This is a genomic window from Streptomyces sp. NPDC034084 (assembly GCF_055575535.1).
Window position 1 is genome coordinate 149,796 of record NZ_JBVISK010000008.1, and the last position, 22,894, is coordinate 172,689.

Annotated in this window: 24 protein-coding genes and 1 tRNA gene; 16 read left to right on the top strand and 9 right to left on the bottom strand. The window is 72.3% G+C overall.

Annotation, left to right across the window (positions count from 1 at the left end):
• Positions 1 to 2 precede the first annotated feature (2 nt).
• The 4 genes from ACZ51I_RS27410 to ACZ51I_RS27425 are packed head-to-tail and all read left to right on the top strand — an operon-like array spanning position 3 to position 2,090.
• Positions 3 to 602 (top strand): 4Fe-4S dicluster domain-containing protein, encoded by a 600-nt coding sequence (locus ACZ51I_RS27410; RefSeq protein ID WP_086832060.1) that lies wholly within the window; start codon positions 3 to 5, stop codon positions 600 to 602.
• On the top strand, positions 599 to 1,375 hold the full coding sequence (locus ACZ51I_RS27415) for a QcrA and Rieske domain-containing protein (RefSeq protein ID WP_468880878.1): 777 nt from the start codon (positions 599 to 601) through the stop codon (positions 1,373 to 1,375). Before ACZ51I_RS27410 ends, ACZ51I_RS27415 begins: the two co-directional genes overlap by 4 nt.
• The gene (locus tag ACZ51I_RS27420; RefSeq protein ID WP_468880881.1) at positions 1,372 to 1,827 is read left to right on the top strand and encodes a hypothetical protein; all 456 of its coding nucleotides are present in this window, start codon (positions 1,372 to 1,374) and stop codon (positions 1,825 to 1,827) included. The genes ACZ51I_RS27415 and ACZ51I_RS27420 overlap by 4 nt, the downstream gene beginning before the upstream one ends.
• 41 nt (positions 1,828 to 1,868) lie before the next feature.
• Complete coding sequence (locus ACZ51I_RS27425) at positions 1,869 to 2,090, top strand: hypothetical protein (RefSeq protein WP_468880883.1); 222 nt, start codon at positions 1,869 to 1,871, stop codon at positions 2,088 to 2,090.
• Between the two features lie 19 nt (positions 2,091 to 2,109).
• On the opposite strand, the gene mscL is transcribed toward ACZ51I_RS27425, so the two are convergent.
• The 6 genes from mscL to ACZ51I_RS27455 all read right to left on the bottom strand — a co-directional run bounded on the left by mscL (position 2,110) and on the right by ACZ51I_RS27455 (position 7,999).
• Entirely contained in the window at positions 2,110 to 2,631 is a 522-nt protein-coding gene (gene mscL / locus ACZ51I_RS27430; RefSeq protein WP_468880886.1) for a large conductance mechanosensitive channel protein MscL, read from the bottom strand.
• Positions 2,632 to 2,745: 114 nt separating this feature from the next.
• Positions 2,746 to 3,354: a hypothetical protein gene (locus tag ACZ51I_RS27435; protein ID WP_468880888.1), complete on the bottom strand. Its 609-nt coding sequence runs from the start codon at positions 3,352 to 3,354 to the stop codon at positions 2,746 to 2,748.
• 131 nt (positions 3,355 to 3,485) lie between these two features.
• Positions 3,486 to 4,331, bottom strand: a complete 846-nt coding sequence (locus tag ACZ51I_RS27440) for an S-methyl-5'-thioadenosine phosphorylase (RefSeq protein ID WP_468880891.1) — start codon at positions 4,329 to 4,331, stop codon at positions 3,486 to 3,488.
• Positions 4,332 to 4,418: 87 nt separating this feature from the next.
• Positions 4,419 to 4,751 carry an FmdB family zinc ribbon protein gene (locus ACZ51I_RS27445; RefSeq protein WP_468880894.1) on the bottom strand — a complete coding sequence of 111 codons (333 nt, stop codon included), beginning with the start codon at positions 4,749 to 4,751 and terminating at the stop codon, positions 4,419 to 4,421.
• Between the two features lie 68 nt (positions 4,752 to 4,819).
• Positions 4,820 to 6,100 (bottom strand): MFS transporter, encoded by a 1,281-nt coding sequence (locus tag ACZ51I_RS27450; RefSeq protein WP_468880897.1) that lies wholly within the window; start codon positions 6,098 to 6,100, stop codon positions 4,820 to 4,822.
• A 327-nt stretch (positions 6,101 to 6,427) separates the two neighbouring features.
• Entirely contained in the window at positions 6,428 to 7,999 is a 1,572-nt protein-coding gene (locus tag ACZ51I_RS27455) for a potassium/proton antiporter (RefSeq protein WP_468881313.1), read from the bottom strand.
• A gap of 214 nt (positions 8,000 to 8,213) precedes the next feature.
• Here ACZ51I_RS27455 and ACZ51I_RS27460 point away from each other — a divergent pair, with 214 nt between their 5' ends.
• A complete protein-coding gene (locus ACZ51I_RS27460; protein ID WP_468880900.1) occupies positions 8,214 to 10,967 on the top strand; it encodes a penicillin acylase family protein in 2,754 nt (917 codons plus the stop codon).
• Here the strand turns inward: ACZ51I_RS27460 and ACZ51I_RS27465 are convergent, their stop codons facing one another.
• The gene (locus ACZ51I_RS27465) at positions 10,968 to 11,561 is read right to left on the bottom strand and encodes a 5-formyltetrahydrofolate cyclo-ligase (RefSeq protein WP_468881316.1); all 594 of its coding nucleotides are present in this window, start codon (positions 11,559 to 11,561) and stop codon (positions 10,968 to 10,970) included.
• 104 nt (positions 11,562 to 11,665) lie between these two features.
• On the opposite strand from ACZ51I_RS27465, the gene galU reads away from it, so the two are divergent.
• The 7 genes from galU (at position 11,666) to ACZ51I_RS27500 (ending at position 16,979) form a co-directional block, all read left to right on the top strand.
• Positions 11,666 to 12,577: a UTP--glucose-1-phosphate uridylyltransferase GalU gene (gene galU, locus ACZ51I_RS27470; protein WP_468880901.1), complete on the top strand. Its 912-nt coding sequence runs from the start codon at positions 11,666 to 11,668 to the stop codon at positions 12,575 to 12,577.
• Positions 12,578 to 12,581: 4 nt separating this feature from the next.
• Positions 12,582 to 13,952 (top strand): molybdotransferase-like divisome protein Glp, encoded by a 1,371-nt coding sequence (gene glp / locus ACZ51I_RS27475; RefSeq protein WP_468880904.1) that lies wholly within the window; start codon positions 12,582 to 12,584, stop codon positions 13,950 to 13,952.
• Positions 13,953 to 14,011: 59 nt separating this feature from the next.
• Positions 14,012 to 14,497 (top strand): cyclic pyranopterin monophosphate synthase MoaC, encoded by a 486-nt coding sequence (gene moaC, locus ACZ51I_RS27480; protein ID WP_468880906.1) that lies wholly within the window; start codon positions 14,012 to 14,014, stop codon positions 14,495 to 14,497.
• 14 nt (positions 14,498 to 14,511) lie between these two features.
• Positions 14,512 to 15,051 (top strand): MogA/MoaB family molybdenum cofactor biosynthesis protein, encoded by a 540-nt coding sequence (locus ACZ51I_RS27485; protein WP_468881318.1) that lies wholly within the window; start codon positions 14,512 to 14,514, stop codon positions 15,049 to 15,051.
• Complete coding sequence (locus ACZ51I_RS27490; RefSeq protein WP_468880909.1) at positions 15,048 to 15,659, top strand: GNAT family N-acetyltransferase; 612 nt, start codon at positions 15,048 to 15,050, stop codon at positions 15,657 to 15,659. Before ACZ51I_RS27485 ends, ACZ51I_RS27490 begins: the two co-directional genes overlap by 4 nt.
• Before the next feature lie 137 nt (positions 15,660 to 15,796).
• Positions 15,797 to 16,810, top strand: a complete 1,014-nt coding sequence (sepX, locus tag ACZ51I_RS27495; protein ID WP_468880912.1) for a divisome protein SepX/GlpR — start codon at positions 15,797 to 15,799, stop codon at positions 16,808 to 16,810.
• Positions 16,811 to 16,905: 95 nt separating this feature from the next.
• Positions 16,906 to 16,979: transfer RNA gene (locus ACZ51I_RS27500), tRNA-Ala, on the top strand.
• A 106-nt stretch (positions 16,980 to 17,085) separates the two neighbouring features.
• Here ACZ51I_RS27500 and ACZ51I_RS27505 read toward each other — a convergent pair.
• Entirely contained in the window at positions 17,086 to 17,565 is a 480-nt protein-coding gene (locus tag ACZ51I_RS27505; RefSeq protein WP_468880914.1) for a GNAT family N-acetyltransferase, read from the bottom strand.
• Between the two features lie 50 nt (positions 17,566 to 17,615).
• On the opposite strand from ACZ51I_RS27505, the gene ACZ51I_RS27510 reads away from it, so the two are divergent.
• Complete coding sequence (locus ACZ51I_RS27510; protein WP_468880917.1) at positions 17,616 to 18,419, top strand: exodeoxyribonuclease III; 804 nt, start codon at positions 17,616 to 17,618, stop codon at positions 18,417 to 18,419.
• A gap of 157 nt (positions 18,420 to 18,576) precedes the next feature.
• On the opposite strand, the gene ACZ51I_RS27515 is transcribed toward ACZ51I_RS27510, so the two are convergent.
• Positions 18,577 to 19,206: a MerR family transcriptional regulator gene (locus tag ACZ51I_RS27515; protein WP_468881321.1), complete on the bottom strand. Its 630-nt coding sequence runs from the start codon at positions 19,204 to 19,206 to the stop codon at positions 18,577 to 18,579.
• Positions 19,207 to 19,504: 298 nt separating this feature from the next.
• Between ACZ51I_RS27515 and ACZ51I_RS27520 the strand changes: the two genes are divergently transcribed.
• From ACZ51I_RS27520 to ACZ51I_RS27530, 3 genes are read left to right on the top strand one after another with little or no spacing between them, the layout of a single operon-like run.
• A complete protein-coding gene (locus ACZ51I_RS27520; RefSeq protein ID WP_468880919.1) occupies positions 19,505 to 21,028 on the top strand; it encodes a flavin-containing monooxygenase in 1,524 nt (507 codons plus the stop codon).
• Positions 21,025 to 21,948 (top strand): alpha/beta fold hydrolase, encoded by a 924-nt coding sequence (locus ACZ51I_RS27525; protein WP_468880921.1) that lies wholly within the window; start codon positions 21,025 to 21,027, stop codon positions 21,946 to 21,948. The genes ACZ51I_RS27520 and ACZ51I_RS27525 overlap by 4 nt, the downstream gene beginning before the upstream one ends.
• Entirely contained in the window at positions 21,945 to 22,826 is an 882-nt protein-coding gene (locus ACZ51I_RS27530) for an SDR family oxidoreductase (RefSeq protein ID WP_468880923.1), read from the top strand. The genes ACZ51I_RS27525 and ACZ51I_RS27530 overlap by 4 nt, the downstream gene beginning before the upstream one ends.
• Positions 22,827 to 22,894 lie beyond the last annotated feature (68 nt).

Consider the following 22,894-nt stretch of genomic DNA (forward strand, 5'->3'; position numbering starts at 1 on the left):
ACATGATGGGCCGCACGATCTTCATCGACCCCGGCCGCTGCATCGGCTGCCAGGCCTGCGTCTCCGCCTGCCGCGAATGCGACTCGCACCGCGGCAAGTCGATGATCCACCTCGACTACCCCGACGAAGGCCGCTCCGTCGCCTCCCTCCCCACCGTCTGCATGCACTGCGAGGACCCCGTCGCCCCCTGCGCCGAGGTCTGCCCCGCCGACGCGATCCTCGTCACCGCCGACGGCGTCGTGCAGCAGGCCGACACCACCCGCTGCATCGGCTGCGCCAACTGCGTCAACGCCTGCCCGTTCGGCGTCCCCAAGATCGACCTCCAGGCGAAGCTCCAAATGAAGTGCAACCTCTGCTACGACCGCACCGCCTACGGCCTCGCCCCGATGTGCGCCACCGTCTGCCCCACCGGCGCCCTCTTCTACGGAACCCTCGACGAACTCCGCGCCGAACGCCCCGGCGTCCAGGTCGCCGACTCCTTCACCTTCGGCAGCACCACCGTCTCCACCGGAGTGGCGATGGTCGTCCCCGCGGACAAGGTCCAGTGGCCGGTGCCCGGCGGGCTTCCCGTCGTCGAGATCAATGGAAGGGATGTCCGTTGAGCGTCACCGACCCGCAGCCGCCCACACCGGACGCCCAGGCCGACGCGGCCCGGGAAGCGCTCCACGACCGGATCGCCGCCGACTCCCTCACCACCCGCCGCGACTACCTGCGGATCGTCGCCACCGTCTCCGGCGGCCTCGCCGTCGGCGGCATCGCCGTCGCCTCCGGCATCCTGCACCGCCACGGCGACAGCGAGGGCGCCCCCGAGGTCCGGAAGATCGCCGACCGGATCGAACCGGGGGAGTCACTCGCCTTCCGCTACCCCGGCGACGAGGACCGCGCGATCGCCGTCCGCATGGACGACGGCACCCTCGCCGGCTACTCCGCCGTCTGCACCCACCTCGCCTGCGCCGTGCTCTGGCGCAGGGAACGCGGGAGCGAGGGCGAGCTGTACTGCCCCTGCCACGAGGGGATCTTCGACGCCCGTACCGGAGAGGTCACCGCCGGCCCACCCCCGCGCGGTCTGCCGAAGGTACTCCTCGTCGAGCAGGCCGACGGCAGCGTCTGGGCAGTCGGCACCGCCCGCTCGGGCGAGAGCGCCGTCGAGGGCTTCTGCCGCCAGAACGGCGACGACCGCCCGGGCTGCCCCGGCTCCGGCACGGGCGGTCCTGCCCGAGGCCCGGGTGGCCCGGCCCGAGGCCCGGGTGGCCCGGCCCGAAAGCCGACGGTGACCGGCGTGAAGCCGACCGGCAGCGATGCGCGGTCGGCCACGAGCGCCGAGAACCCCGCGGCGACCGGCCTGAAGGCGGCGGAGAGGAGCGAGCGGACATGAGCGACGGCGCCTTCCCCCGCGACCCGGAGGCCCCCCGCGACCCGGCCCCCCGCGCTCCGGAGGCTTCCCGCGCTCCGGAGGCCCCCCGCACTTCGGAGCCGCCGCGGCCGCCCGCGTACACCCCCGGCAGCGCGCAGCCCCGTCTCAACCGGCCCGTGCGCGAGCGCTACCCCCAGATCCGGCCCACCAGCGGATACGGGGATCCCCGGGTCCGGCACACCGGGCCGGGCCCCGGAGCCGGTACGGAACAGGAGCCGGAACGCTCCTCGAAACTCTCGGCCCGCCTCGCGCTCGCGCTGACGGTCGTCATCGGGCAGCTGTGGGGCCTGACGATCGTGGTGGACGAATGGATGACGGGCGACACCGGCACCGCCTGGTGGGGCGCGGGCTTCCTCGTCCTGTCGTTCCTGGTGGTGCTGGGCCTCTGGCTGATCGATCCGAAGGACCGCTGATCAGGGGGTGCGGGGCGGGTGAGCGGGCGTAGTCTGAAGAGATGAGCACCGCCCCCGCCCACGGCCCGCGAGACGCGAAGCGTCCCGGCACGACTTCCAGTTCCGACAACAGTCCGAAGCCGGTACTCGTCTTCGACGATCCGCTGGACCAGCAATCCGCGGACGACACGGACCGCGGGTGGGGCGAGCGGCCTCCTGCCGGCGGTGACAGCGCCGCCGACCTCGCGCGCTTCCTCGACGAGAAGCCGCCGCACCACCTCTGACACCGGCGTACGGCGCCGGTCAGGAGGTGGAGTGCGCCCCCGCGCCGCCACGGCCCGCGACCCCGGAGCCCGGGGCAGTGCCGTTCACGGACGGAACGCGCTGGGCGACGAGGTGGTCGCGGATCTCCTTGAGCACCTCCAGCTCGCTGACCTCCAGGGTCTCCTGGACGCCTTCCCTCGCCTTGTCGTGCGCGGCGCGCTTCGCGAGGATCTTCGCCATCGGCAGGACCATGAGGAAGTAGACGACGGCCGCGGTGATCAGGAAGCTCAGGGTGGCGCTGAGGACCAGGCCCCACTGGAGCTGGATGCCCTGCATCTCGCCGTCGACCACTCGGCAGGGGTTCTTGAGGCAGGACGCGTAGCTCTCCAGGTCCTTGGTGCCGAAGGCGCCGACGATCGGGTTGATGATGCCCTTGACCACCGAGTTCACGATGTTCGTGAAGGCGGCACCGATGACGACCGCGACCGCCAGGTCGATCACGTTGCCCCGCATCAGGAAGGCCTTGAAGCCTCCCAGCAGACTTTCCTTCTTCTCGGCCATCGAGGTCCCTTTCGTCGCGTGTGATGCTGTCTGAGCAGCCATTAGGCCGTGAACGGAGCAGAGGCGTCCAATCCGTACACACGGGACGGTGACTTGACAGTGAGTCAGTGCGAATCAGCACACCGTCACCGCCAGTTGGGACGTGACCCCGGCACCCGCCAGCTCCGCCGCCGTCGACCGTGGCACGGAGAGGACGACGAGCGCCCCTCCGTCTGGTCGAGTCTCGACCGGCCGGGGAACTTCGGCCACTCGGGCGCCCGTCGCCACCACCCGGGCCTCGCCCTCCCCGCCCAGCGGCGAGTCGGGCGCGGCGATCACGTCGACCCGGTCGCCGGGCCGCAGCAGCCGTACGGTCGCCGCGTCGGCGATCCGCACCGGCGCGGACACCAGGGGCACTGCGGCGGGCGGCCGCGCACGAGCGGCCGCGGACCCGGACGCCGACGGCGCCGGCGGCGTGGGCGGTGCCGCCGGTGCGGAGCCCGTGCTCGCGACGGCCAGCGCGCCCGCCGTCAGGGCCAGGAGCAGCGCCGGTGCGCGCCGCCCCCGCCGGAGCGCCCTGCGCAGCCGGTGCCGGGCGCCCCGGACCCGTAGCGGCTCGAAGGCCGGCACCGTACATGGCGCGGGGACGGAGGACGCGGAGGCCGCGGGGACGGAGGACGCGGAGGCCGACACCGGCCACGGTGCGGGCGCCGAGGAGGAAGAAGAGGGAGTGGTCGTCGTCATGGGGGTACCGCCCGTCCGGTCGGAAGCGTGAGAAGCAGAACGCCCCTCACTCTCCCGACTCCGCGCCCGCCCCGCTCCGCCCTGGGGATCAGCTCGGGCCTGTGGACAACCTCCCCACCCCTCGGGGTGGTTCACGGCAGCTCGATGCCCAGGTTCCAGCCGTCGTGGGCATGGGTGCACAGGCAGTCCCGGTCCGGCGTCGCCGGCAGGGCCCCCACCGCATCGAAGAGGACCTCCCGCAGTCGTCCCACGTTCTCGCCGAAGACCCGCAGCACCTCCGTGTGGGAGACGCCCTCACCCGTCTCGGCGCCCGCGTCCAGGTCGGTGACGAGCGCGAGCGAGGTGTAGCAGAGGCCCAGCTCGCGGGCGAGGACGGCCTCGGGGTGCCCGGTCATGCCGACGACGGACCAGCCGGCCGCCGCGTGCCACCGGGACTCGGCGCGGGTGGAGAAGCGGGGCCCCTCGACGACGACCATCGTGCCGCCGTCGACGGGTTCCCAGCCCCGCCCCCGGGCGGCCTTGACCGCGACCCGCCGCCCGTCCGGGCAGTAGGGGTCGGCGAAGGTCACGTGGACGACGTTCGGCACGGCCCCGTCGGCCCGCCGCTCCCCGTCGAAGTAGGTCTGCGCCCGGCTCTTCGTACGGTCGACCAGCTGGTCGGGGACGACGAGCGTGCCCGGCCCGTACTCCTCGCGCAGGCCGCCGACGGCGCAGGGCCCGAGGATCTGTCGTACGCCCACGGAGCGCAGCGCCCAGAGGTTGGCGCGGTAGTTGATCCGGTGCGGCGGGACGCTGTGGCCGCGGCCGTGGCGGGGGAGGAAGGCGACCGTCCGGCCGGCGATCTCGCCGAGGAAGAGGGAGTCGCTGGGGCTGCCGTACGGGGTGTCGACGGACACCTCCGTGACGTCCTCGAGGAACGAGTAGAAACCGGAGCCGCCGATCACGCCGATGTCCGCGTACACGTCAGGATTCGCCATGCCGGTCACCCTACGCAGGGCGTACGGAACGGAAAGGCCGAGGGCCCCGTCGCGTATGGCGACGGGGCCCTCGGAAGGCAAGAGCGCTCAGGCGGCCGAGCTTCCGGTGCTCGACGAGGACGTCGAGGAGGAGGAAGCGGTCGAGGCGGCAGGCTTCGCGTCCGATGACGAAGTGGACGACGAAGACGCCGGGGACGACGCCGTCGAGGCCTTCGACGAGGCCGGCGAGCTGCTGGACGACGAGCCGCGGCTGTCGTTCCGGTAGAAGCCGGAGCCCTTGAAGACGATGCCGACGGCAGAGAACACCTTCTTCAGGCGTCCCTGGCAGCTGGGGCACTCGGTCAGGGCGTCATCCGTGAACTTCTGCACCGCCTCGAGGCCTTCGCCGCACTCGGTGCACTGGTACTGGTAGGTCGGCACGTGACTTCCTCCTGGCACTCACACTCATCGAGTGCTAACGACGATCCATACTGACGTATTCCGGGGGATCAGTCCACCGCCACCGGCACGCGGTGACCGATACCACGTGCCGCGACCCGGCTCGCCTCGCGCGGCTTCAGCCGCGAGCGCAGGGCGAGCAGCGTGGCCAGGGCGAGGGCCGTGCCCGCCAGCGGCACCAGGAATCCGGTGCTCGCGCCGTGGGCGTCGGCGAGGCGCCCGGCGACCGTGACGGCCGCGGCCTGGCCGAGCGCGACGGCGCCGGTGAGCCAGGTGAAGGCCTCGGTGCGGGCCGAGGCCGGGATCAGGGTCTCGACGATCGTGTAGCCGGTGATCAGGGCGGGGGCGATGCACAGGCCGACGACCAGGCCCAGGGCGCCGAGGAGCAGCACCGAGTGCGCGGTCCACAGCAGGGAGGCGGCGACGGTGAGGCCCGTGTAGCCCAGGATCAGGCGGCGGCGGGGCCCGGTCTTCCAGGCGACGGCGCCCATGGCGATGCCCGCGAGCATGTTGCCGGCGGCGAAGATCCCGTACAGAAGGCCGTTGGCGCCGGGGTTGCCGATCTCCTCGGTGAAGGCGGTGAGGGAGACCTGCATGCCGCCGAAGACGGAGCCGATGCCGAGGAAGGCGACGATCAGGACGCGGACGCCGGGGATGGACAGGGCCGGGCGGTGGGGCTCGGCGCCGTGGTGGCCCGCCGCGGCGGACAGGCCGTACGCGGGCTGGGTGGCGCGCTGTGCTGCGAAGAACAGGCCGCCGACGAGGGTGAGGGCGGCCTCGGCGATCAGGCCGGCGGCGGGGTGGACGCCGGTGCACAGGGCGGTGGCGAGGACGGGGCCGACGACGAAGGTGAACTCGTCCGTGACGGACTCGAAGGCGGCGGCCGTCGGCATCAGCGGGGTGCCGTCCAGCTTGGCGGCCCAGCGGGCCCGGACCATCGGCCCGACCTGGGGCACGGAGGCACCGGCGGGGACGGCGGCCAGGAACAGCGCCCAGAGCGGGGCCCCGGCCATCGCGAGGGCGACGAGCAGGGAGACCGAGGCGGTGTGGACGAGGACGCCGGGGAGCAGGACGGCGCGCTGGCCGAAGCGGTCGGCGAGCTTGCCGCTCTGCGGCGCGAAGAGCGCCATGGAGACGCCGGTGACGGCGGCGACCGCGCCCGCGCTGCCGAAGGAGCCGGTGGTGTGCTGGACGAGCAGGACGATGCCGATGGTCAGCATCGCGAAGGGCTGCCGGGCGGCGAAGCCGGGGAGCAGGAAGGACAGCGCGCCGGGGGTGCGCAGCAGCTGCCCGTAGCCGGGCCGCTTGTCCGAGATGACCGTGGACGCCACGGTCCTTGCCTTTCTGCCGCCTGGTAGCGCGCCCCTGCACGGTGGTGCGGGTGTCGCCGAGAGCTGTCCTCATGCGCGTTACTGCGGTAGATACCGGGCCGGCCCCACGGTGGAGGGGCGCCACGGCCGCCATACGGTCGCGCCAGCTCTGCGTCAGGCAGAGTTGGTTCGATCAGGTGTGCCTTCATGGTACAGGGAAGAGCGTCTTCCCGCCTGCGAAAACGCTCCCGCCCCTGAATTAATGCCTGCGATCAGCCGGCGCGCCTGCGATCGGGCGTACATGCCTGCGATCAACCGGCGCCTGCGATCAGGCCTGCATGCCTGCGATCAACCCGCTGTCTTCTTGTTGCGCCGGTCGCTGCCCGGCAGGTGGAAGCGCGCCGTGGCGGCCGGCGGTGAGGCCGCTGTCGCGCCTCCCGTCCCCAGCCAGCCGGCGAGCTTGCCGCCCTGGCCGACGGCTCGCAGCCGTCGCTCGGTGGTGTCCCGCACGGGGTCGGTGGCGACGACGAGGAGTTCGTCGCCGTGCCGCAGGACGGTCGTCGGTCCCGGTACGAAGCTGGTGTCCTCCCGTACGACGAGGGTGACCGCCGCTCCGGCCGGGAGGCGCAGCTCGGCGACCTCGACGCCGTGCATCCGGGAGCCCTCGGGGATGGCGACGGAGAGGAGGTGTCCGCGCAGCCGCTCCAGGGGGGCGGACTCGACGCCGAGGTCGGCGGCCTCGGAGTCGTCGCCCAGATCGAGGGCCTTGGCCAGCCAGGGCAGGGTCGGGCCCTGGACGAGGGTGTAGACGACGACGAGGACGAAGACGATGTTGAAGATGCGCTCGCTGCCCTCGATCTTCGACACCATCGGGATGGTGGCGAGGATGATGGGGACGGCTCCGCGCAGGCCGGCCCAGGACATCAGGGCCTGCTCCTGCCAGGGGATCCGGAAGGGCAGCAGGCTGACCAGGACCTCCATGGGCCGGGCGACCACCGTCAGGACGAGGCCGATGACGACGGCGGGCCAGAAGTCGTGGACGAGCTCGTGCGGGGTGACGAGCAGGCCGAGCAGGACGAACATGCCGATCTGGGCGATCCAGCCGAGTCCCTCGGCGAAGCCGCGGTTCGCGGGCGCGTGGGGCAGCTTGGCGTTGCCGAGGACCATCGAGGCCAGGTAGACGGCGAGGAAGCCGGAGCCGTGGGCCATGGCGCCGGCGGCGTACGCGACGACGGCGATGGCCATGACGGCGATCGGGTACAGGCCGGAGGCGGGCAGGGCGACGTGCCGCAGGCCGTAGGCGCCGGCGAAGCCGACGGCGAGGCCGATGGCGACGCCGATGGCGAGTTCGAGGGCGATCTCGGCGACGAGCAGGTACCAGTGGTCGACCGGTCCGGCCGTGGAGAAGGCGACGACGAGGATGACGACGGGGGCGTCGTTGAAGCCGGACTCGGCCTCCAGGACACCGGTGACCCGGGAGGGGAGGGGCACCTTGCGCAGCACGGAGAAGACCGCGGCGGCGTCGGTGGAGGAGACGACGGCGCCGATGATCAGCGCCTGCCGCCAGTCGAGACCGACGAGGTAGTGGGCGCCGGCGGCGGTGATGCCGACGCTGACGGCGACGCCGAGGGTGGAGAGGACGACCGCGGCGGGCAGCGCCGGCTTGATCTCCTTCCACTTCGTGCCGAGACCGCCCTCGGCGAGGATCACGACGAGGGCCGCGTAACCGATGACCTGCGTGAGTTCGGCGTTGTCGAAGGCGACGTTGCCGATGCCGTCCTGGCCGATGGCGATGCCGATGCCCAGGTAGAGCAGCAGGCTGGGGAGCCCGCTGCGGGAGGAGATCCGCACGGCCGCGACGGCCACGAGCAGGACGAGGGAGCAGACGAGCAGGAGTGCGTTGAGCTGGTGGACAGTCAGTGGCCGTTCCTTCCCCTCACGCGCGGCTGGATCGTTCCTCCAGCGGCCGGTACTTCGTTACCTTACCTAATCTTTAACGTTTTCTTGACGCCCTCTTTGCGTCCCCTCGCTCACCCGTACGGTTCTCTTCCTGACACCGCGTCCGGGCCGTCCGGACGCTGCGCCTAAGGTTGCTCCCGTACTCCAGGACCACCCTGCCCCTCGAAGGACAGCGATGCCCTCCAACACGACCGCGCCCCCCGGCAAGAAGACCGCCAAGAAGAAAGGGCGGCGCGCCCGCCTGCTCCTCCTCGTCCTGGTCCTCGCACTGGTCGCGGGCATCGGATTCGGCGGGTACTGGGGTGTCAGCACCGTCCGGGCCTCGTTCCCGCAGACGACCGGCGAGATCCGTCTCGACAGCCTCTCCGCCGATGTCGAGGTGAAGCGCGACGCGAACGGCGTCCCGCAGATCTACGCCGACAACGAGACGGACCTCTTCCGCGCCCAGGGCTACGTCCAGGCGCAGGACCGCTTCTACGAGATGGACGTCCGCCGGCACGTGACCGCGGGCCGCCTCTCCGAGCTGTTCGGCGAGAGCCAGGTCGACACCGACGCCTTCCTGCGCACCCTCGGCTGGCGACGGGTCGCGCAGGAGGAGTACGACAAGGTCCTGTCCCCGGAGACGAAGAAGTACCTCAAGGCGTACGCGGAGGGCGTCAACGCCTACCTGAAGGACCGTGACCCGGCGGACGTCTCCGTCGAGTACGCGGCGCTCGCCCTCACCAACGACTACGCGATCGAGCCCTGGACCCCGGTCGACTCGGTGGCCTGGCTCAAGGCGATGGCCTGGGACCTGCGCGGCAACATGCAGGACGAGATCGACCGCTCGCTGATGACGAGCCGGCTGAGCGCGCGGCAGATCAAGCAGCTGTACCCGGAGTACCCGTACGCGCTCCACCAGCCGATCGTCGACAAGGGCGCGGTCGACGAGTCCACCGGGAAGTTCGACCCGAAGGCCGCCGCGACCGAGGGCGACGGCACCACCACCGGCGACACCCCGGGCGCCGGCCCCGGCGGATCGAGCGCCTCGGGTACGCAGTCCCAGCTCGGCGCGCTCTCCGAGGTCCTCGACACCGTTCCCGCCCTGCTCGGCCCCAACGGCAACGGCATCGGCTCCAACTCCTGGGTCGTCTCCGGGCGGCTCACCACCTCCGGCAGGCCGCTGCTCGCCAACGACCCGCACCTCGCGCCCCAGCTGCCGTCCCTCTGGTACCAGATGGGCCTGCACTGCCGCTCGGTCTCGGCCACCTGCCGCTACGACGTCGCCGGCTACACCTTCTCCGGCATGCCCGGCGTGATCATCGGCCACAACGACAAGATCGCCTGGGGTCTCACCAACCTCGGCGCCGACGTCACCGACCTCTACCTGGAGAAGATCGGCCCCGACGGCTACCTCGTGGACGGGAAGGTCAAGCCCTTCACCACCCGCGAGGAGACCATCAAGGTCGCCGGCGGCAGCGACCGGAAGATCACCGTCCGCTCCACCGAGCGGGGCCCGCTCGTCTCCGACCGCTCCTCCGAGCTGGAGAAGGTCGGCCAGAAGGCCCCCGTCGGCAACGCCGCCCCCGATCGCGGCACCGGCTACGGCGTCTCCCTCCAGTGGACCGCGCTCCAGCCCGGCAAGTCGATGGACGCGATCTTCGCCCTCGACCGCGCCAAGGACTTCACCACCTTCCGGGCCGCCGCGAAGAACTTCGAGGTCCCGTCCCAGAACCTGATCTACGCCGACACCGAGGGCCACATCGGCTACCAGTCGCCCGGCAAGATCCCGCGGCGCTCCAAGGGCGACGGCACCCTGCCCGCGCCCGGCTGGGACTCCTCGTACCGCTGGAAGGGCTACATCCCCTTCGAGCAGCTGCCCTACGAGTACGACCCGGAGCGCGGCTACATCGTCACCGCCAACCAGGCCGTGATCGACGAGAAGACCTACCCCGACCTGCTCACCAAGGACTGGGGCTACGGCTCGCGCAGCCGGCGGATCACCGACCTCATCGAGTCGAAGACCAAGGACGGCGGCAAGATCTCCTCGGACGACATGCGGACCATGCAGACGGACAACCGCAGCGAGATCGCGACCCTGCTCAACCCGCTCCTGCTGAAGATCGACATCTCCGACCCGTACGTCCGCGAGGCACAGAAGCTCCTCGAGGGCTGGGACTACACCCAGGAGCCCGACTCGGCGGCCGCCGCCTACTTCAACGCGGTCTGGCGCAACGTCCTCAAGCTCGCCTTCGGGAACAAGCTGCCCAAGGAACTGCGCGCCGAGGGCGACTGCATCAGCGTCCGCCCGGCCGACGCCACCGGCCCGGTCGACGAGCAGAACAAGCTCGTCCGCGAGTGCGGTCAGCGCGACCCCGACTCGGCGCAGCCGGACGGCGGCGACCGCTGGTACGAGGTGGTCCGCCCGCTCCTCACGCAGGAGAAGAACGAGTGGTGGACCGCCCGGGGCAACCGTCTGGATCCGGCCACCGAGACGCGTGACCAGCTGCTCGCCCGCGCCATGAAGGACGCCCGCTGGGAGCTGACCGCCAAGCTCGGCAAGGACGTCTCCACCTGGAGCTGGGGCCGGCTGCACCAGCTGACCCTGAAGAACCAGACCCTCGGCACGGCGGGACCCGGCGCCGTGCAGAAGCTCCTCAACCGCGGCCCGTGGAACCTGGGCGGCGGCGAGGCGGCGGTCGACGCCACCGGCTGGAACGCGGCCGGCGGTTACGACGTCATCTGGGTCCCGTCGATGCGGATGGTCGTCAACGTCGGCGACTGGGACAGGTCCCGCTGGGTCAACCTGACCGGCGCCTCCGGCCACGCCTTCCACTCGAACTACACCGACCAGACGGACGCCTGGGCGAAGGGCGAGCTGTACGACTGGGCCTACGGCAAGGCGGCGGTCGACGCGGCGGCGAAGGAAACGCTGGTCCTCAAGCCCTGATCAGGGGCCGAAGCGGGTGACCCCCTCCGGGGTCACCACGGCGTGCACGGGGTGGTCGTGCGGTTCCTCCGGGACCCGGGCGACCACCTCGTCCGCGTAGAGGAGCACCACCAGGGCCGGGTCCACGCGCGCGCGTGCGAGCCGGGCGAGCACCCGGTCGTACGAGCCGCCGCCCCGCCCGAGCCGCATCCCGCGTCCGTCGACGGCGAGACCCGGCAGCAGCACGGCGTCGGCGGCGCACACCGCCTCGGGGCCGAGCCGGGGTCCGGTCGGTTCGAGCAGGCCGCGGCCGGCCTTCGCGAGCGCCTCACGTCCCTCGTACGCCGCCCAGTCCAGGTCGTTGTCGGGGAGCAGGACCGGGAGCAGGACCCGCACCCCGCGCGCGTGGAGGGCGTCGAGCAACGCGCGCGTGCCCGGTTCGCGGCCGACCGACACATAGGCGGCGACGGTGGCCGCCTCGGCGAGTTCGGCCAGTTCCATTCCCCGCCGGGCGAGGGCTTCGGCCGCGTCCGCCAGGGATTCGGGGGTGAGCGCGGCGCGGGCGGCCAGAAGTCGGCTGCGCAGCACGGTCTTTTCGGACATCTCCGGTGTCATGACAGCCCTCTGTGCGTTCATGAATTTCGCGTAACTATCTTTATGTCAAGAAAGTTAACCGAAGTCACATCTTCTTCTCATTCCGAACGACTAAGGTTCTCCGCATGAATCAGTCGCTCCCCAGGCTCGGCCGGATCAGCAAGGCTGTCATCCCGGCCGCCGGTCTCGGCACCCGCTTCCTCCCGGCGACCAAGGCGACGCCGAAGGAGATGCTGCCGGTCGTCGACAAGCCGGCCATCCAGTACGTCGTCGAGGAGGCCGTCGCGGCCGGCCTCTCCGACGTCCTGATGATCACCGGCCGGAACAAGCGTCCCTTGGAGGACCACTTCGACCGGAACTACGAGCTGGAGGAGGCCCTGAGCCGGAAGGGCGACGCCGAGCGCCTCTCCAAGGTCCAGGAGCCCAGCGACCTGGCCACCATGCACTACGTCCGCCAGGGCGCCCCGCGCGGCCTCGGCCACGCCGTGCTCTGCGCCGCCCCGCACGTCGGCGACCAGCCCTTCGCGGTGCTCCTCGGCGACGACCTGATCGACCCGCGCGACCCGCTGCTCGCGCGGATGGTGGAGGTCCAGGAGCGGGAGGGCGGCAGTGTCATCGCCCTGATGGAGGTCGACCCCTCGCAGATCCACCTCTACGGCTGCGCGGCGGTCGAGGCGACCGTCGACGCGGACGTCGTGAAGGTGACGGACCTGGTCGAGAAGCCGGACGCGGGCGAGGCGCCCAGCAATTACGCGATCATCGGCCGTTACGTCCTGGATCCGGCCGTCTTCGACACGCTGCGGGAGACCGAGCCGGGCCGTGGCGGCGAGATCCAGCTGACCGACGCCCTGCAGAAGCTCGCCTCGGACGAGAAGATCGGCGGTCCGGTGCACGGCGTCGTGTTCAAGGGCCGCCGCTACGACACCGGTGACCGCGGGGACTATCTGCGTGCCATTGTCAGACTCGCGTGCGAACGTGAAGATCTGGGGCCGGACTTCCGGTCCTGGCTCCGGAGATACGTCAGCGAGGAGATGTAGCACCTTGAGCAGCAGCGCGGCACCGTCGCCGTCCCCCGACGACCACGACCACGACCACGGCCACGGGACCGGGGTGGCCGACCCCTGCGCGGGCCCGGCCCGCGGCCTGTGGTCGGTGGACGAGCACCTCGACGACATCCTCGCGACGGTCGCCCCGCTCGAACCGATCGACCTGCAACTCCTCGACGCCCAGGGCTGCGTCCTCGTCGAGGACGTGACGGTGCCGGTCGCGCTGCCCCCCTTCGACAACAGCTCCATGGACGGGTACGCGGTCCGGGTCGCCGATGTCGCCGGTGCCACCGAGGAGTTCCCCGCCGTCCTCACCGTCATCGGCGACGTCGCCGCGGGCGCCGGCGGCCTGCCCGAGGTCGGCCCCGGCCAGGCCGCCCGGATCATGACCGGCGCCCCGCTGCCGCCCGGCGCCGAGGCCGTCGTCCCCGTCGAGTGGACCGACGGCGGTACGGGAGGGGGCGCGGCCACCGGCATGACCGCCGCGTCCACCGCCCCCGAGGGCGCCGGGGGAGAGGTCCGCGTCCACCGCGCGGCCCAGGCCGGCGCCCATGTCCGCAGGGCCGGCAGCGACGTACGGGCCGGGGAGCTCGCCCTCGCGGCGGGCACCGTCCTGGGGCCGCCGCAGATCGGCCTGCTCGCCGCGATCGGCCGGGGCAGAGTCAAGGTCCGCCCCCGCCCCCGCGTGGTCGTCCTCTCCACCGGCAGCGAGCTCGTCCAGCCCGGCGAGCCGCTGGGCGAGGGCCAGATCCACGACTCCAACAGCTTCACGCTCGCCGCCGCCGCACGCGACGCCGGCGCCCTGGCCTACCGGGTGGGGGCCGTCGCCGACGACGCGGAGTCGCTGCGCGCCACCATCGAGGACCAGCTCATCCGGGCCGACCTCATCGTGACCACCGGCGGGGTGAGCGTCGGCGCGTACGACGTGGTGAAGGAGGCGCTGACCGCCGACGGCCAGGTCGACTTCCGCAAGCTGGCCATGCAGCCGGGCAAGCCGCAGGGCTTCGGCGCGATCGGCGCCGAGCAGATCCCGCTGCTCGCCCTCCCGGGCAACCCGGTCTCCTCGTACGTCTCCTTCGAGCTGTTCGTGCGCCCCGCGATCCGCGCGCTGATGGGCGTCGAGGACCTCCACCGGCCCCGGGTCCGCGCGGTGCTCGCCGCGGAGAAGGCCCTGTCGTCCCCGGCCGGCCGCCGCCAGTTCCTGCGCGGCTCGTACGACCCGGAGGCGGGCACCGTCACACCTGTGGGCGGTGCCGGTTCCCACCTGATCGCGGCCCTCGCCCACGCGGACTGCCTGCTCGTGGTCCCGGAGGAGACGGAGAGCGTCGAGCCGGGGGACGAGCTGGAAGTGGTCCTCCTCGGCTGAGGGGGCCAGGGTGGGGGTACGGTGTCGTCCTTCACACAGCGACCGGGAGTGTCACGGCCATGAGCACGCAGCAAGGTCTCACCCACATCGACGAGGCGGGCGCGGCCCGCATGGTCGACGTATCGGCCAAGGACGTCACGTCCCGCACCGCCCGCGCCAGCGGGCGGGTCCTCGTCTCGCCGCGCGTGATCGAGCTGCTGCGCGGCGAGGGCGTCCCGAAGGGCGACGCGCTGGCCACCGCCCGCATCGCCGGGATCATGGGCGCCAAGAAGACCCCGGACCTCATCCCGCTCTGCCACCCGCTGGCCGTCTCGGGCGTCACCCTGGACCTGGCGGTCACGGACGAGGCGGTCGAGATCCTGGCGACGGTGAAGACCACGGACCGCACGGGCGTCGAGATGGAGGCCCTCACGGCGGTCTCGGTGGCGGCCCTGACCGTCGTCGACATGGTGAAGGCGGTCGACAAGGGCGCGGTCATCTCCGACGTACGGGTGGAGGAGAAGACGGGCGGCAAGTCGGGCCACTGGACGAGGGCCGAGGCGTGACGCGCGCGGGCCGGGTGTCGGGGACCCACGAGCACGAGGAGCCCACCGGGCCCGAGGAGGTGCCGGTCGCGGCCTACCGCGCGCTCGTCGTCACCGCCTCCAACCGGGCGTCGGCCGGGGTGTACGAGGACAAGGGCGGTCCGCTGATCGCCGAGGGGCTGACCCGGATGCGCTTCGCCGTGGACGGCCCGCAGGTCGTCCCGGACGGGGCGCCGGTCGAGGCCGCCCTGCGCGCGGGGGTCGCCGCCGGGTACGACGTGATCGTCACCACCGGCGGTACGGGCATCTCGCCCACGGACGAGACCCCCGAGGCGACCCGCCGGGTCCTGGAGCGGGAGATCCCGGGCATCCCGGAGGCGATCCGCGCGTACGGCCGCGAGAAGGTCCCGACGGCGGCGCTCTCGCGCGGTCTGGCCGGGGTCGCGAGCGCCACCCTCATCGTGAACCTGCCGGGCTCCCCGGGCGGCGTACGGGACGGGCTCGCCGTCCTGGAGCCGCTCCTGCGCCACGCCGTCGACCAGATCCGCGGTGGCGACCACCCGAGAGCGTCGTGATCCCGTCCTGGCCGGCGGTCCTCGTCGACGGCGAGGTGCTGCTCCGACCGATAAAGATGCGCGACCAGGCGGCCTGGCGCGAGGTGAACCGGCGCAACCGCGAGTGGCTGCGGCCCTGGGAGGCGACGGTTCCCCCGTCGCCCCCGGGCGGCCCGGCAGCCCGCCGCCCGACGTACCGTCAGATGGTGCGCCATCTGCGGTCCGAGGCGAACGCCGGCCGGATGCTGCCGTTCGTGATCGAGTACCGGGGGCGGCTCGTCGGGCAGTTGACGGTGGCCGGGATCACCTGGGGCTCGATGTGCTCGGGGCACGTGGGGTACTGGGTGGACAGCGAGGTGGCCGGGCGGGGGGTGATGCCGACGGCGGTCGCGCTCGCCGTCGACCACTGCTTCCGGGTGGTCGGGCTGCACCGCATGGAGGTCTGCATCCGCCCGGAGAACGGGCCGTCGCGCCGGGTGGTGGAGAAGCTCGGTTTCCGCGAGGAGGGCCTGCGGCCCCGTTATCTCCACATCGACGGCGCGTGGCGGGACCACCTGGTGTACGCGCTGACGGCGGAGGAGGTGCCGGAGGGTCTGCTGAGACGCTGGCACCAGGCAAGAATGCAATAAGTGTTCGAATTTAATCGCCAGTTGGCGGTCAATCGATCTGAACAATCACAAAAAAGTTCAGTGATATCAGCCAGATCGTGCGACACACCGGGCCAATTGGCCGATGCGTGTTACGGAACCCCTCTACCGTGTGAGACGTGAGCAGCAGCGGCCTCATCTACGCAGTCATCGTCGGGGCCTGGGCCGCCTACTTGGTGCCGATGTGGCTCCGCAGGCAGGACGAGCTGAACGAAGCCCGTCCGACGGAACGCTTCAGCACCGCCATCCGGCTGCTTTCCGGACGGGCGGGCATGGAGCGCCGGTACGCCAAGGAGCTCAGGGAACGGGACCGTACGGCCCAGGGGACGACGCCCGACGTGGACCCGGACGCGGAGACCGAGCATCTGAGCTCGGTCGACGTCCGGGCCTTCTCCGCGCCCGCGGCCAGGACGGAAGCGCGCCTGGAACTCCCGGAACCCGAACCGGAGCAGGCGCCGGGCCCCGCTCCGGCCCGACCCGCGGCCACGGGCGCCGCCGCCGAGCGCGCGCGCCGCGGCAAGGTTCTCGCCCGTCGCCGCCGGACCACGACGCTCCTCTTCGCCGGCTTCACCCTCGGCGCGGTCGTCGCGGCCGTCGGCGGCATCGCCTTCCTGTGGGCCCCGGCGGTCCCCGCACTGCTCCTCAGCGCGTACATCGTGCACCTGCGGGCCCAGGAGCGACGGCGCTTCGTGTACGTGATGGACCGGCGCCGCGCCGAGGCGGCCGCCGCCCGCCTGCGCGAGAGCCGGCGCCCGACCCCGACGCCGGAGCCGACGCCGGATCCCTCCCCGCAGGAGGCGGACCGGCGCGCCCTGGTCGAGCAGACCGACCACGCGGAGTGGGTGGACCAGCAGCGCGAGCGCGGCCCGGCCCGCGGCGACAGCTGGGACCCGGTCCCCGTGCCGCTCCCGACGTACGTCACCGCCCCGGTCGCCCCGCGCGCCACGAGCGGCATCGACATCACGGACCCGGAGACCTGGAGCGCGGCCCGCTCCTCCACGGCCGCCGACCCGGCCCCCACCCCGCCCCCGGCCCCCCGCCAGCGCACCACCCAGCCCCGCCGCGACCACGGCCGCACCCCGCTCTTCGACCAGTACGCGGACGACGACCGCCCCCGCGCGGCCAACGAATGACCCCGCCCGGGGGCCCGCGACGGCCCCCGGCTGACCTGCGGTGGAAGCGATTTTTGTTCTTCCCGATCGGGATGCTAATGTTTCACACGTCGCAAGGGCCTGTGGCGCAGTCTGGTAGCGCACCTCGTTCGCATCGAGGGGGTCTGGGGTTCAAATCCCCACAGGTCCACAGACACGGGAATCCCGTCCGATCGGAAGATCGGGCGGGATTTCTGCTTTCCCCGGAGGGGCGGGCGTGCTGACCCGCGGTTCCTGAGTGCGGGTCAGCGGCGGCGTCAGATCAGGGGCTTCGCGAAGCAGCGGCTGTTGGGGTGGTCGCGGTAGTGGCCGAACTTGGCGCACGGTGCGTAGCCGCTGGAGGTGTAGAGGGCTATGGCCTCCGGCTGGGCGGTGCCCGTCTCGAGGACCATGCGGGTGCGGCCGGCGGTGCGGGCGTCGGTTTCGAGGGCCGCGAGGATGCGGCGGGCCAGGCCCAGGCCGCGGGCCTCGGGGATCACGTACATGCGCTTGAGTTCGGCGTCGCCGTCCTCGTAGCCCTCGGGGTTCTTGTCCTGGGTGCGCCAGCCGCCGGTGGCCAGGGGGCTGCCGGCGGGGTCGTACGCGAGGAGGTAGAGCCCGCGGGGCGGGGCGAACATCCCGGCGTCCAGAGGTGTGACGTCGCCCTCGTCGTCGTAGCGGAGGGCGTACTCCGCCTGGACCTCGTCGTTGAGTTTGACGGCGTCGGGGTGGTCGAAGGGCGTCGGCTGGATGTTCATGCGTACCATCGTACAGGTATGCACGAGGGGCGGGTCGGTATCCTCCCGGGATGCTCACTGTCACGTCCGCGAACGTCAATGGTCTCCGCGCCGCCGCCAAGAAGGGCTTCGTCGAGTGGCTGGCCGGCACCTCCGCCGACGCCGTCTGCCTCCAGGAGGTGCGGGCCGAGGCGGCGCAGCTGCCCGAGGAGGTGCGCAGCCCCGAGGGCTGGTTCACCGTCCACGCCCCCGCCGCCGCCAAGGGCCGAGCCGGTGTGTCGCTCTACACGCGGCGCGAGCCCGACGCCGTGCGGATCGGATTCGGGTCCACCGAGTTCGACCTCAGCGGCCGGTACGTCGAGGCCGACCTGCCCGGCGTGACCGTCGCCAGTCTCTACCTGCCCTCCGGCGAGGTCGGCACCGAGCGCCAGGACGAGAAGTACCGCTTCATGGACGCCCTCCTGCCGTACCTGAAGGAGCTGCGGGAGAAGGCCGCCGCCGACGGGCGTGAGGTCGTGGTCTGCGGCGACTGGAACATCGCCCACCGCGAGGCCGACCTCAAGAACTGGAAGGCCAACAGGAAGAACGCCGGCTTCCTGCCCGAGGAGCGGGAGTGGCTCTCCCGCGTCCTCGACGCCGGCGACGGCGGATACGTCGACGTCGTACGCGAGCTCCACCCCGAGCAGGAAGGGCCCTACTCCTGGTGGTCCTACCGGGGCCGCGCCTTCGACAACGACAGCGGATGGCGGATCGACTACCAGATCGCCACCCCCGGCCTCGCGGCCAAGGCCGTCAAGGCCTACGTCGAGCGGGCCGCGACCCACGAGGAGCGGTGGAGCGACCACGCCCCCGTGACGGCCGTCTACCAGTTGTAGTTCCCTCCCGCGCGGTGCCGTGCTCTGCGTTGGCGGGACCGGGTGGGGGCATCGCGGGGCGCGCGCATTCTCATCGCCGGGGACCGCTCTCCGAGGAGGGGCCGTCGGGAACGGTTGAAGAACCTGTCAGGCGATCATGAGGCCGTCGCGCGGTGCCTCAGGGGGCCTCGGGGGTGTCGCGCAGCCGTCGGTCGAGCGCCATCGACAGTTCGGCCTCCACCACGCTCTTGGCGAGCGGGCGCAGCCGCCACAGGTCCTCCTCGCCCGCGTGGGCGCGCAGGAGTTCGCTGAAGAGCCCGGCGAGGGCGTCGGCGTGTTCGCGGACGCGGGCGCCCGCCTTGAGGACCTCGGCGAGCGGGACGCCCTCCCGGACCAGGGCGGCGGAGACGTCGAGCAGCCGGCGGCTGATGTGGATGATCTCCTCGCCGTCGGTGACGAGGTAGCCGAGGTCGAGCGCGGCGGCGAGGTTCTCGGCGGTGACCTCGCCGGCGAAGTGGTCGGCGAGCTCCTCGGGGGTGAGGTGTACCGGCTCCTCCTCGGAGGGGGCGGGGAGGGCGAGGACCTCGCGGACGTTGCGGCCGCTCTCGAAGGCCGTGGTGAGGTCGGCGATGCCGTTGAGGGTGTGGCCGCGCTCCAGGAGGGCGGCGATGGTACGCAGCCGGGCCAGGTGGTTCTCGTCGTACCAGGCGATCCGGCCTTCGCGGCGGGGCGGCGGGATCAGGCCCCGCTCGCGGTAGAAGCGCAGGGTGCGCACGGTGATGCCGGCGGCGGCGGCCAGGTCGTCCATGCGGTACTCGCGGGGCTCACGCGACTCAAGGGACTCTCGCCCGCCGCCGGCCGTGTCGCGACCGCCGCCGCCCGGCGCCTCGCGACCGCCGCCGCCCGTGCCGTCGGTCGCCGTGTCGCGCGGACCTCGCTGTGCGCCCGTCTCGGGACGTGATCCTTCTGCCACACCCGCCAGCCTATGTTGTACCGCCGGTAACTTTCCCTCGTCGTACCCCTACCGCTCGGTATGGAGCTGCTCTACAGTCCCGACTGTGCCAGTGATTGCTGGCGGAATCTTGGCCGGGCGCACGGGAGGCGGCATGGCGAAGCACGAGCACGTCAGGGTGGCGGTGATCGGGGCGGGGTTCGGCGGCATCGGAGCCGCCGTCCGGCTGCGCCGCGAGGGGATCACGGACTTCGTCGTCCTGGAGCGGGCCGACTCCGTGGGCGGCGCCTGGCGCGACAACAGCTACCCCGGCTGCGCCTGCGACGTCCCCTCCCATCTCTACTCCTTCTCCTTCGCGCCCAACCCGGACTGGCCCCGGACCTTCTCCGGGCAGCGGCACATCCGCGCCTACCTGGAGCACGTCACGGACACCTTCGGGATCCGTCCGCACCTGCGCCTGAACCACGAGCTGCTGCGGGCGCGCTGGGACGCGGAGGCGCTGCGCTGGGAGATCGAGACCAGCGGCGGCACCTTCAGCGCCGAGGTCCTCGTCTCCGCCGGCGGGCCGCTCTCCGACCCGCGGATCCCCGACATCCCCGGCCTCGCCGACTTCCCCGGCAAGGTCTTCCACTCGGCCCGCTGGGACCACGACTACGACCTCCGCGGCAAGCGCGTCGCCATGGTCGGCACCGGCGCCTCCGCCATCCAGATCGTGCCCGAGATCCAGCGCGAGGTCGGAAGGCTCACCCTCTTCCAGCGCACGCCCCCGTGGGTCATGCCCCGCATGGACCGCTCGATCAGCGCCCCCGAGCGCTGGCTCCACCGCACGCTCCCGGCCACCGCGACCCTGCGCCGGGGCATCCTCTGGGGCATCCGCGAGCTCCAGGTCGGCGCCTTCACCAAGCACCCGAACGAGCTCGGCCTCGTCGAGAAGCTCGCCAAGGCGAACATCGCCCGCTCCATCAAGGACCCGGAGCTGCGGGCCAGGCTGACGCCCTCGTACCGCATCGGCTGCAAGCGGATCCTGCTCTCGAACACGTACTACCCGGCGCTCGCCCAGCCCAACGTGGACGTCGTCGCCTCCGGGCTGCGCGAGGTCCGCGGCTCGACCGTGATCGCAGCCGACGGCACCGAGACCGAGGTCGACGCGATCGTCTTCGGCACGGGCTTCCACGTCACCGACATCCCGATCGCCGAGCGCGTCGTCGGCGCCGAGGGGCTCACGCTCGCCGAGTCCTGGAAGGACGGCGTCCAGGTGCTGCGCGGGGCCACCGCGGGCGGCTTCCCCAACCTCATGATGATCATCGGGCCGAACACCGGCCTCGGGAACTCCTCCATGATCCTCATGATCGAGTCCCAGCTGAACTACCTGGCCGACTACCTCCGCCAGATCGAGGTCCTCGGAGGCCGCGCCGCCCTCGCCGTCCGCCCCTCCGCCGTCGGCGCCTGGAACCGCAAGGTGCAGTCCCGGATGGAGCGGACCGTGTGGAAGGCCGGCGGCTGCAACAGCTGGTACCTCGACGCCGACGGCCGCAACACCACCCTGTGGCCGGGCACCACGGCCGAGTTCCGGCGCGAGACCCGGCGGGTCGACCTCTCCGAGTACGAGGTGCTCCGCGCCCCCCGGACCGCGCCCGCGGCCCCTCGTCCCCCCAAGAAGAAGGAGACCGCCAAGTGAGCCGGCACCTGACCTCGCTGCCCGAGTCCCGCGCACTCACCGCCGTCTCCGCCGACGGCTCCCCGGTCCACGTCGAGGTGTACGGCCCCGAGGGCGCGCCCGCCGTGGTCCTCGCCCACGGCTGGACCTGCTCGATCGCCTTCTGGGCCGAGCAGATACGGTCCCTCGCCGCCGACCACCGGGTCATCGCCTACGACCAGCGCGGCCACGGCCGGTCCCCGGTCCCCGCCGCGACCGGCGGCGCGGGCTACTCGACGACGGCCCTCGCCGACGACCTGGAGGCGGTGCTCGCGGCCACCCTCGGACCCGGCGAGCGGGCGGTCCTGGCCGGCCACTCCATGGGCGGCATGACGATCATGGCGGCCGCCGGGCGGCCCGGTTTCCGGGAGCACGCCGCCGCCGTCCTGCTCTGCTCCACCGGCTCCTCCCGGCTGACGGCCGAGGCCACCGTCGTACCGCTCCGGCCCGGCGGACTGCGCAGCCGGCTGACCGCGGCCGTCCTCGGCGCGAAGGCGCCGCTCGGTCCGGTCAACGCCGTCTCGAAGAGGATCCTGAAGTACGCGACGATGGGACCGGGCTCGGCGCCGGAACGGGTCGAGGCCTGTGCCCGGATCGTGCACGCCTGCCCGCGCGGCGCCCGCTACGGCTGGTCGCAGGTCCTGGCCGGGCTCGACCTGGAGCAGGGGCTGCGGGAGCTCCGGGTGCCGGTGGCCGTGCTCGTCGGCACCGCCGACCGGCTGACCCCGCCCGCCCACTCCCGCGTCCTCGCGGAGGCGTTGCCGCACTGCACGGGCCTCGTCGAGCTGGCCGGCATGGGCCACATGACACCGGTGGAGGCCCCGGAGGCCGTCACCGCGCAGATCCGCGAACTGACCCTCACGTACCTGGGCGTGAAGGAGAACGAGGAGGCAGGGGCATGAGCAGGATGAGCCTGGAAGGGCAGGTCGCGGTCGTCACCGGCGGGGCCCGGGGGGTCGGGGAGCTGCTCGCCCGCAAGCTCTCCGCGCGCGGCGCGAGGATCGCGCTCGTCGGCCTGGAGCCCGAGCAGCTCAAGGAGGTCGCCGGGCGGCTGCACACCGAGGCCGACTGGTGGCACGCGGACGTCACCGACCACGAGGCGATGGCCCGGGTCGCGGCCGAGGTGAAGGAACGGTTCGGGAAGGTCGACATCGTCATCGCCAACGCCGGTGTCGCGGCGGGCGGGCCCTTCGTCGACTCCGACCCGGACGCCTGGCGGCGGGTGATCGAGGTGAACCTGATCGGCGGCGCGGTGACGGGCCGGGCGTTCCTGCCCGTGCTCATGGAGTCGCGAGGGTACTTCCTCCAGATCGCCTCGCTCGCCGCGATCACCCCCGCCCCGATGATGACCGCCTACTGCGCCTCCAAGTCGGGGGTGGAGGCCTTCGCGCACAGCCTGCGCGCCGAGGTCGCCCACAAGGGCGTGAAGGTCGGCGTCGGTTACCTGTCCTGGACCGACACGGACATGGTGCGGGGCGCGGACCAGGACGACGTGATGAAGGAGCTGCGGCAGCGGCTGCCGTGGCCCTCGAACCGCACCTACCCCCTCGGCCCGGCCGTCGACCGGATCGTGGCGGGTGTCGAGCGGCGCTCGGCCCATGTGTACGCCCAGTGGTGGCTGCGCGGGATGCAGTCGGTCCGCGGCTGTCTGCCGAGCCTGATCGCGACGGTCGGGCAGCGCGAGATGCGGCGCTTCGAGCCGCGTCTGAGCACGGTCTCCAAGGGACTGGTGGGCGCGGGCGGGGCGGCCGACGAGCAGGCGCGGAAGGCGAAGGTCTGAGGGCCTCGACGGAGGTTCCTCACGGACCGTAACTGATCGAAATGCGTGGAATGTTCGCTCGTGCGAGG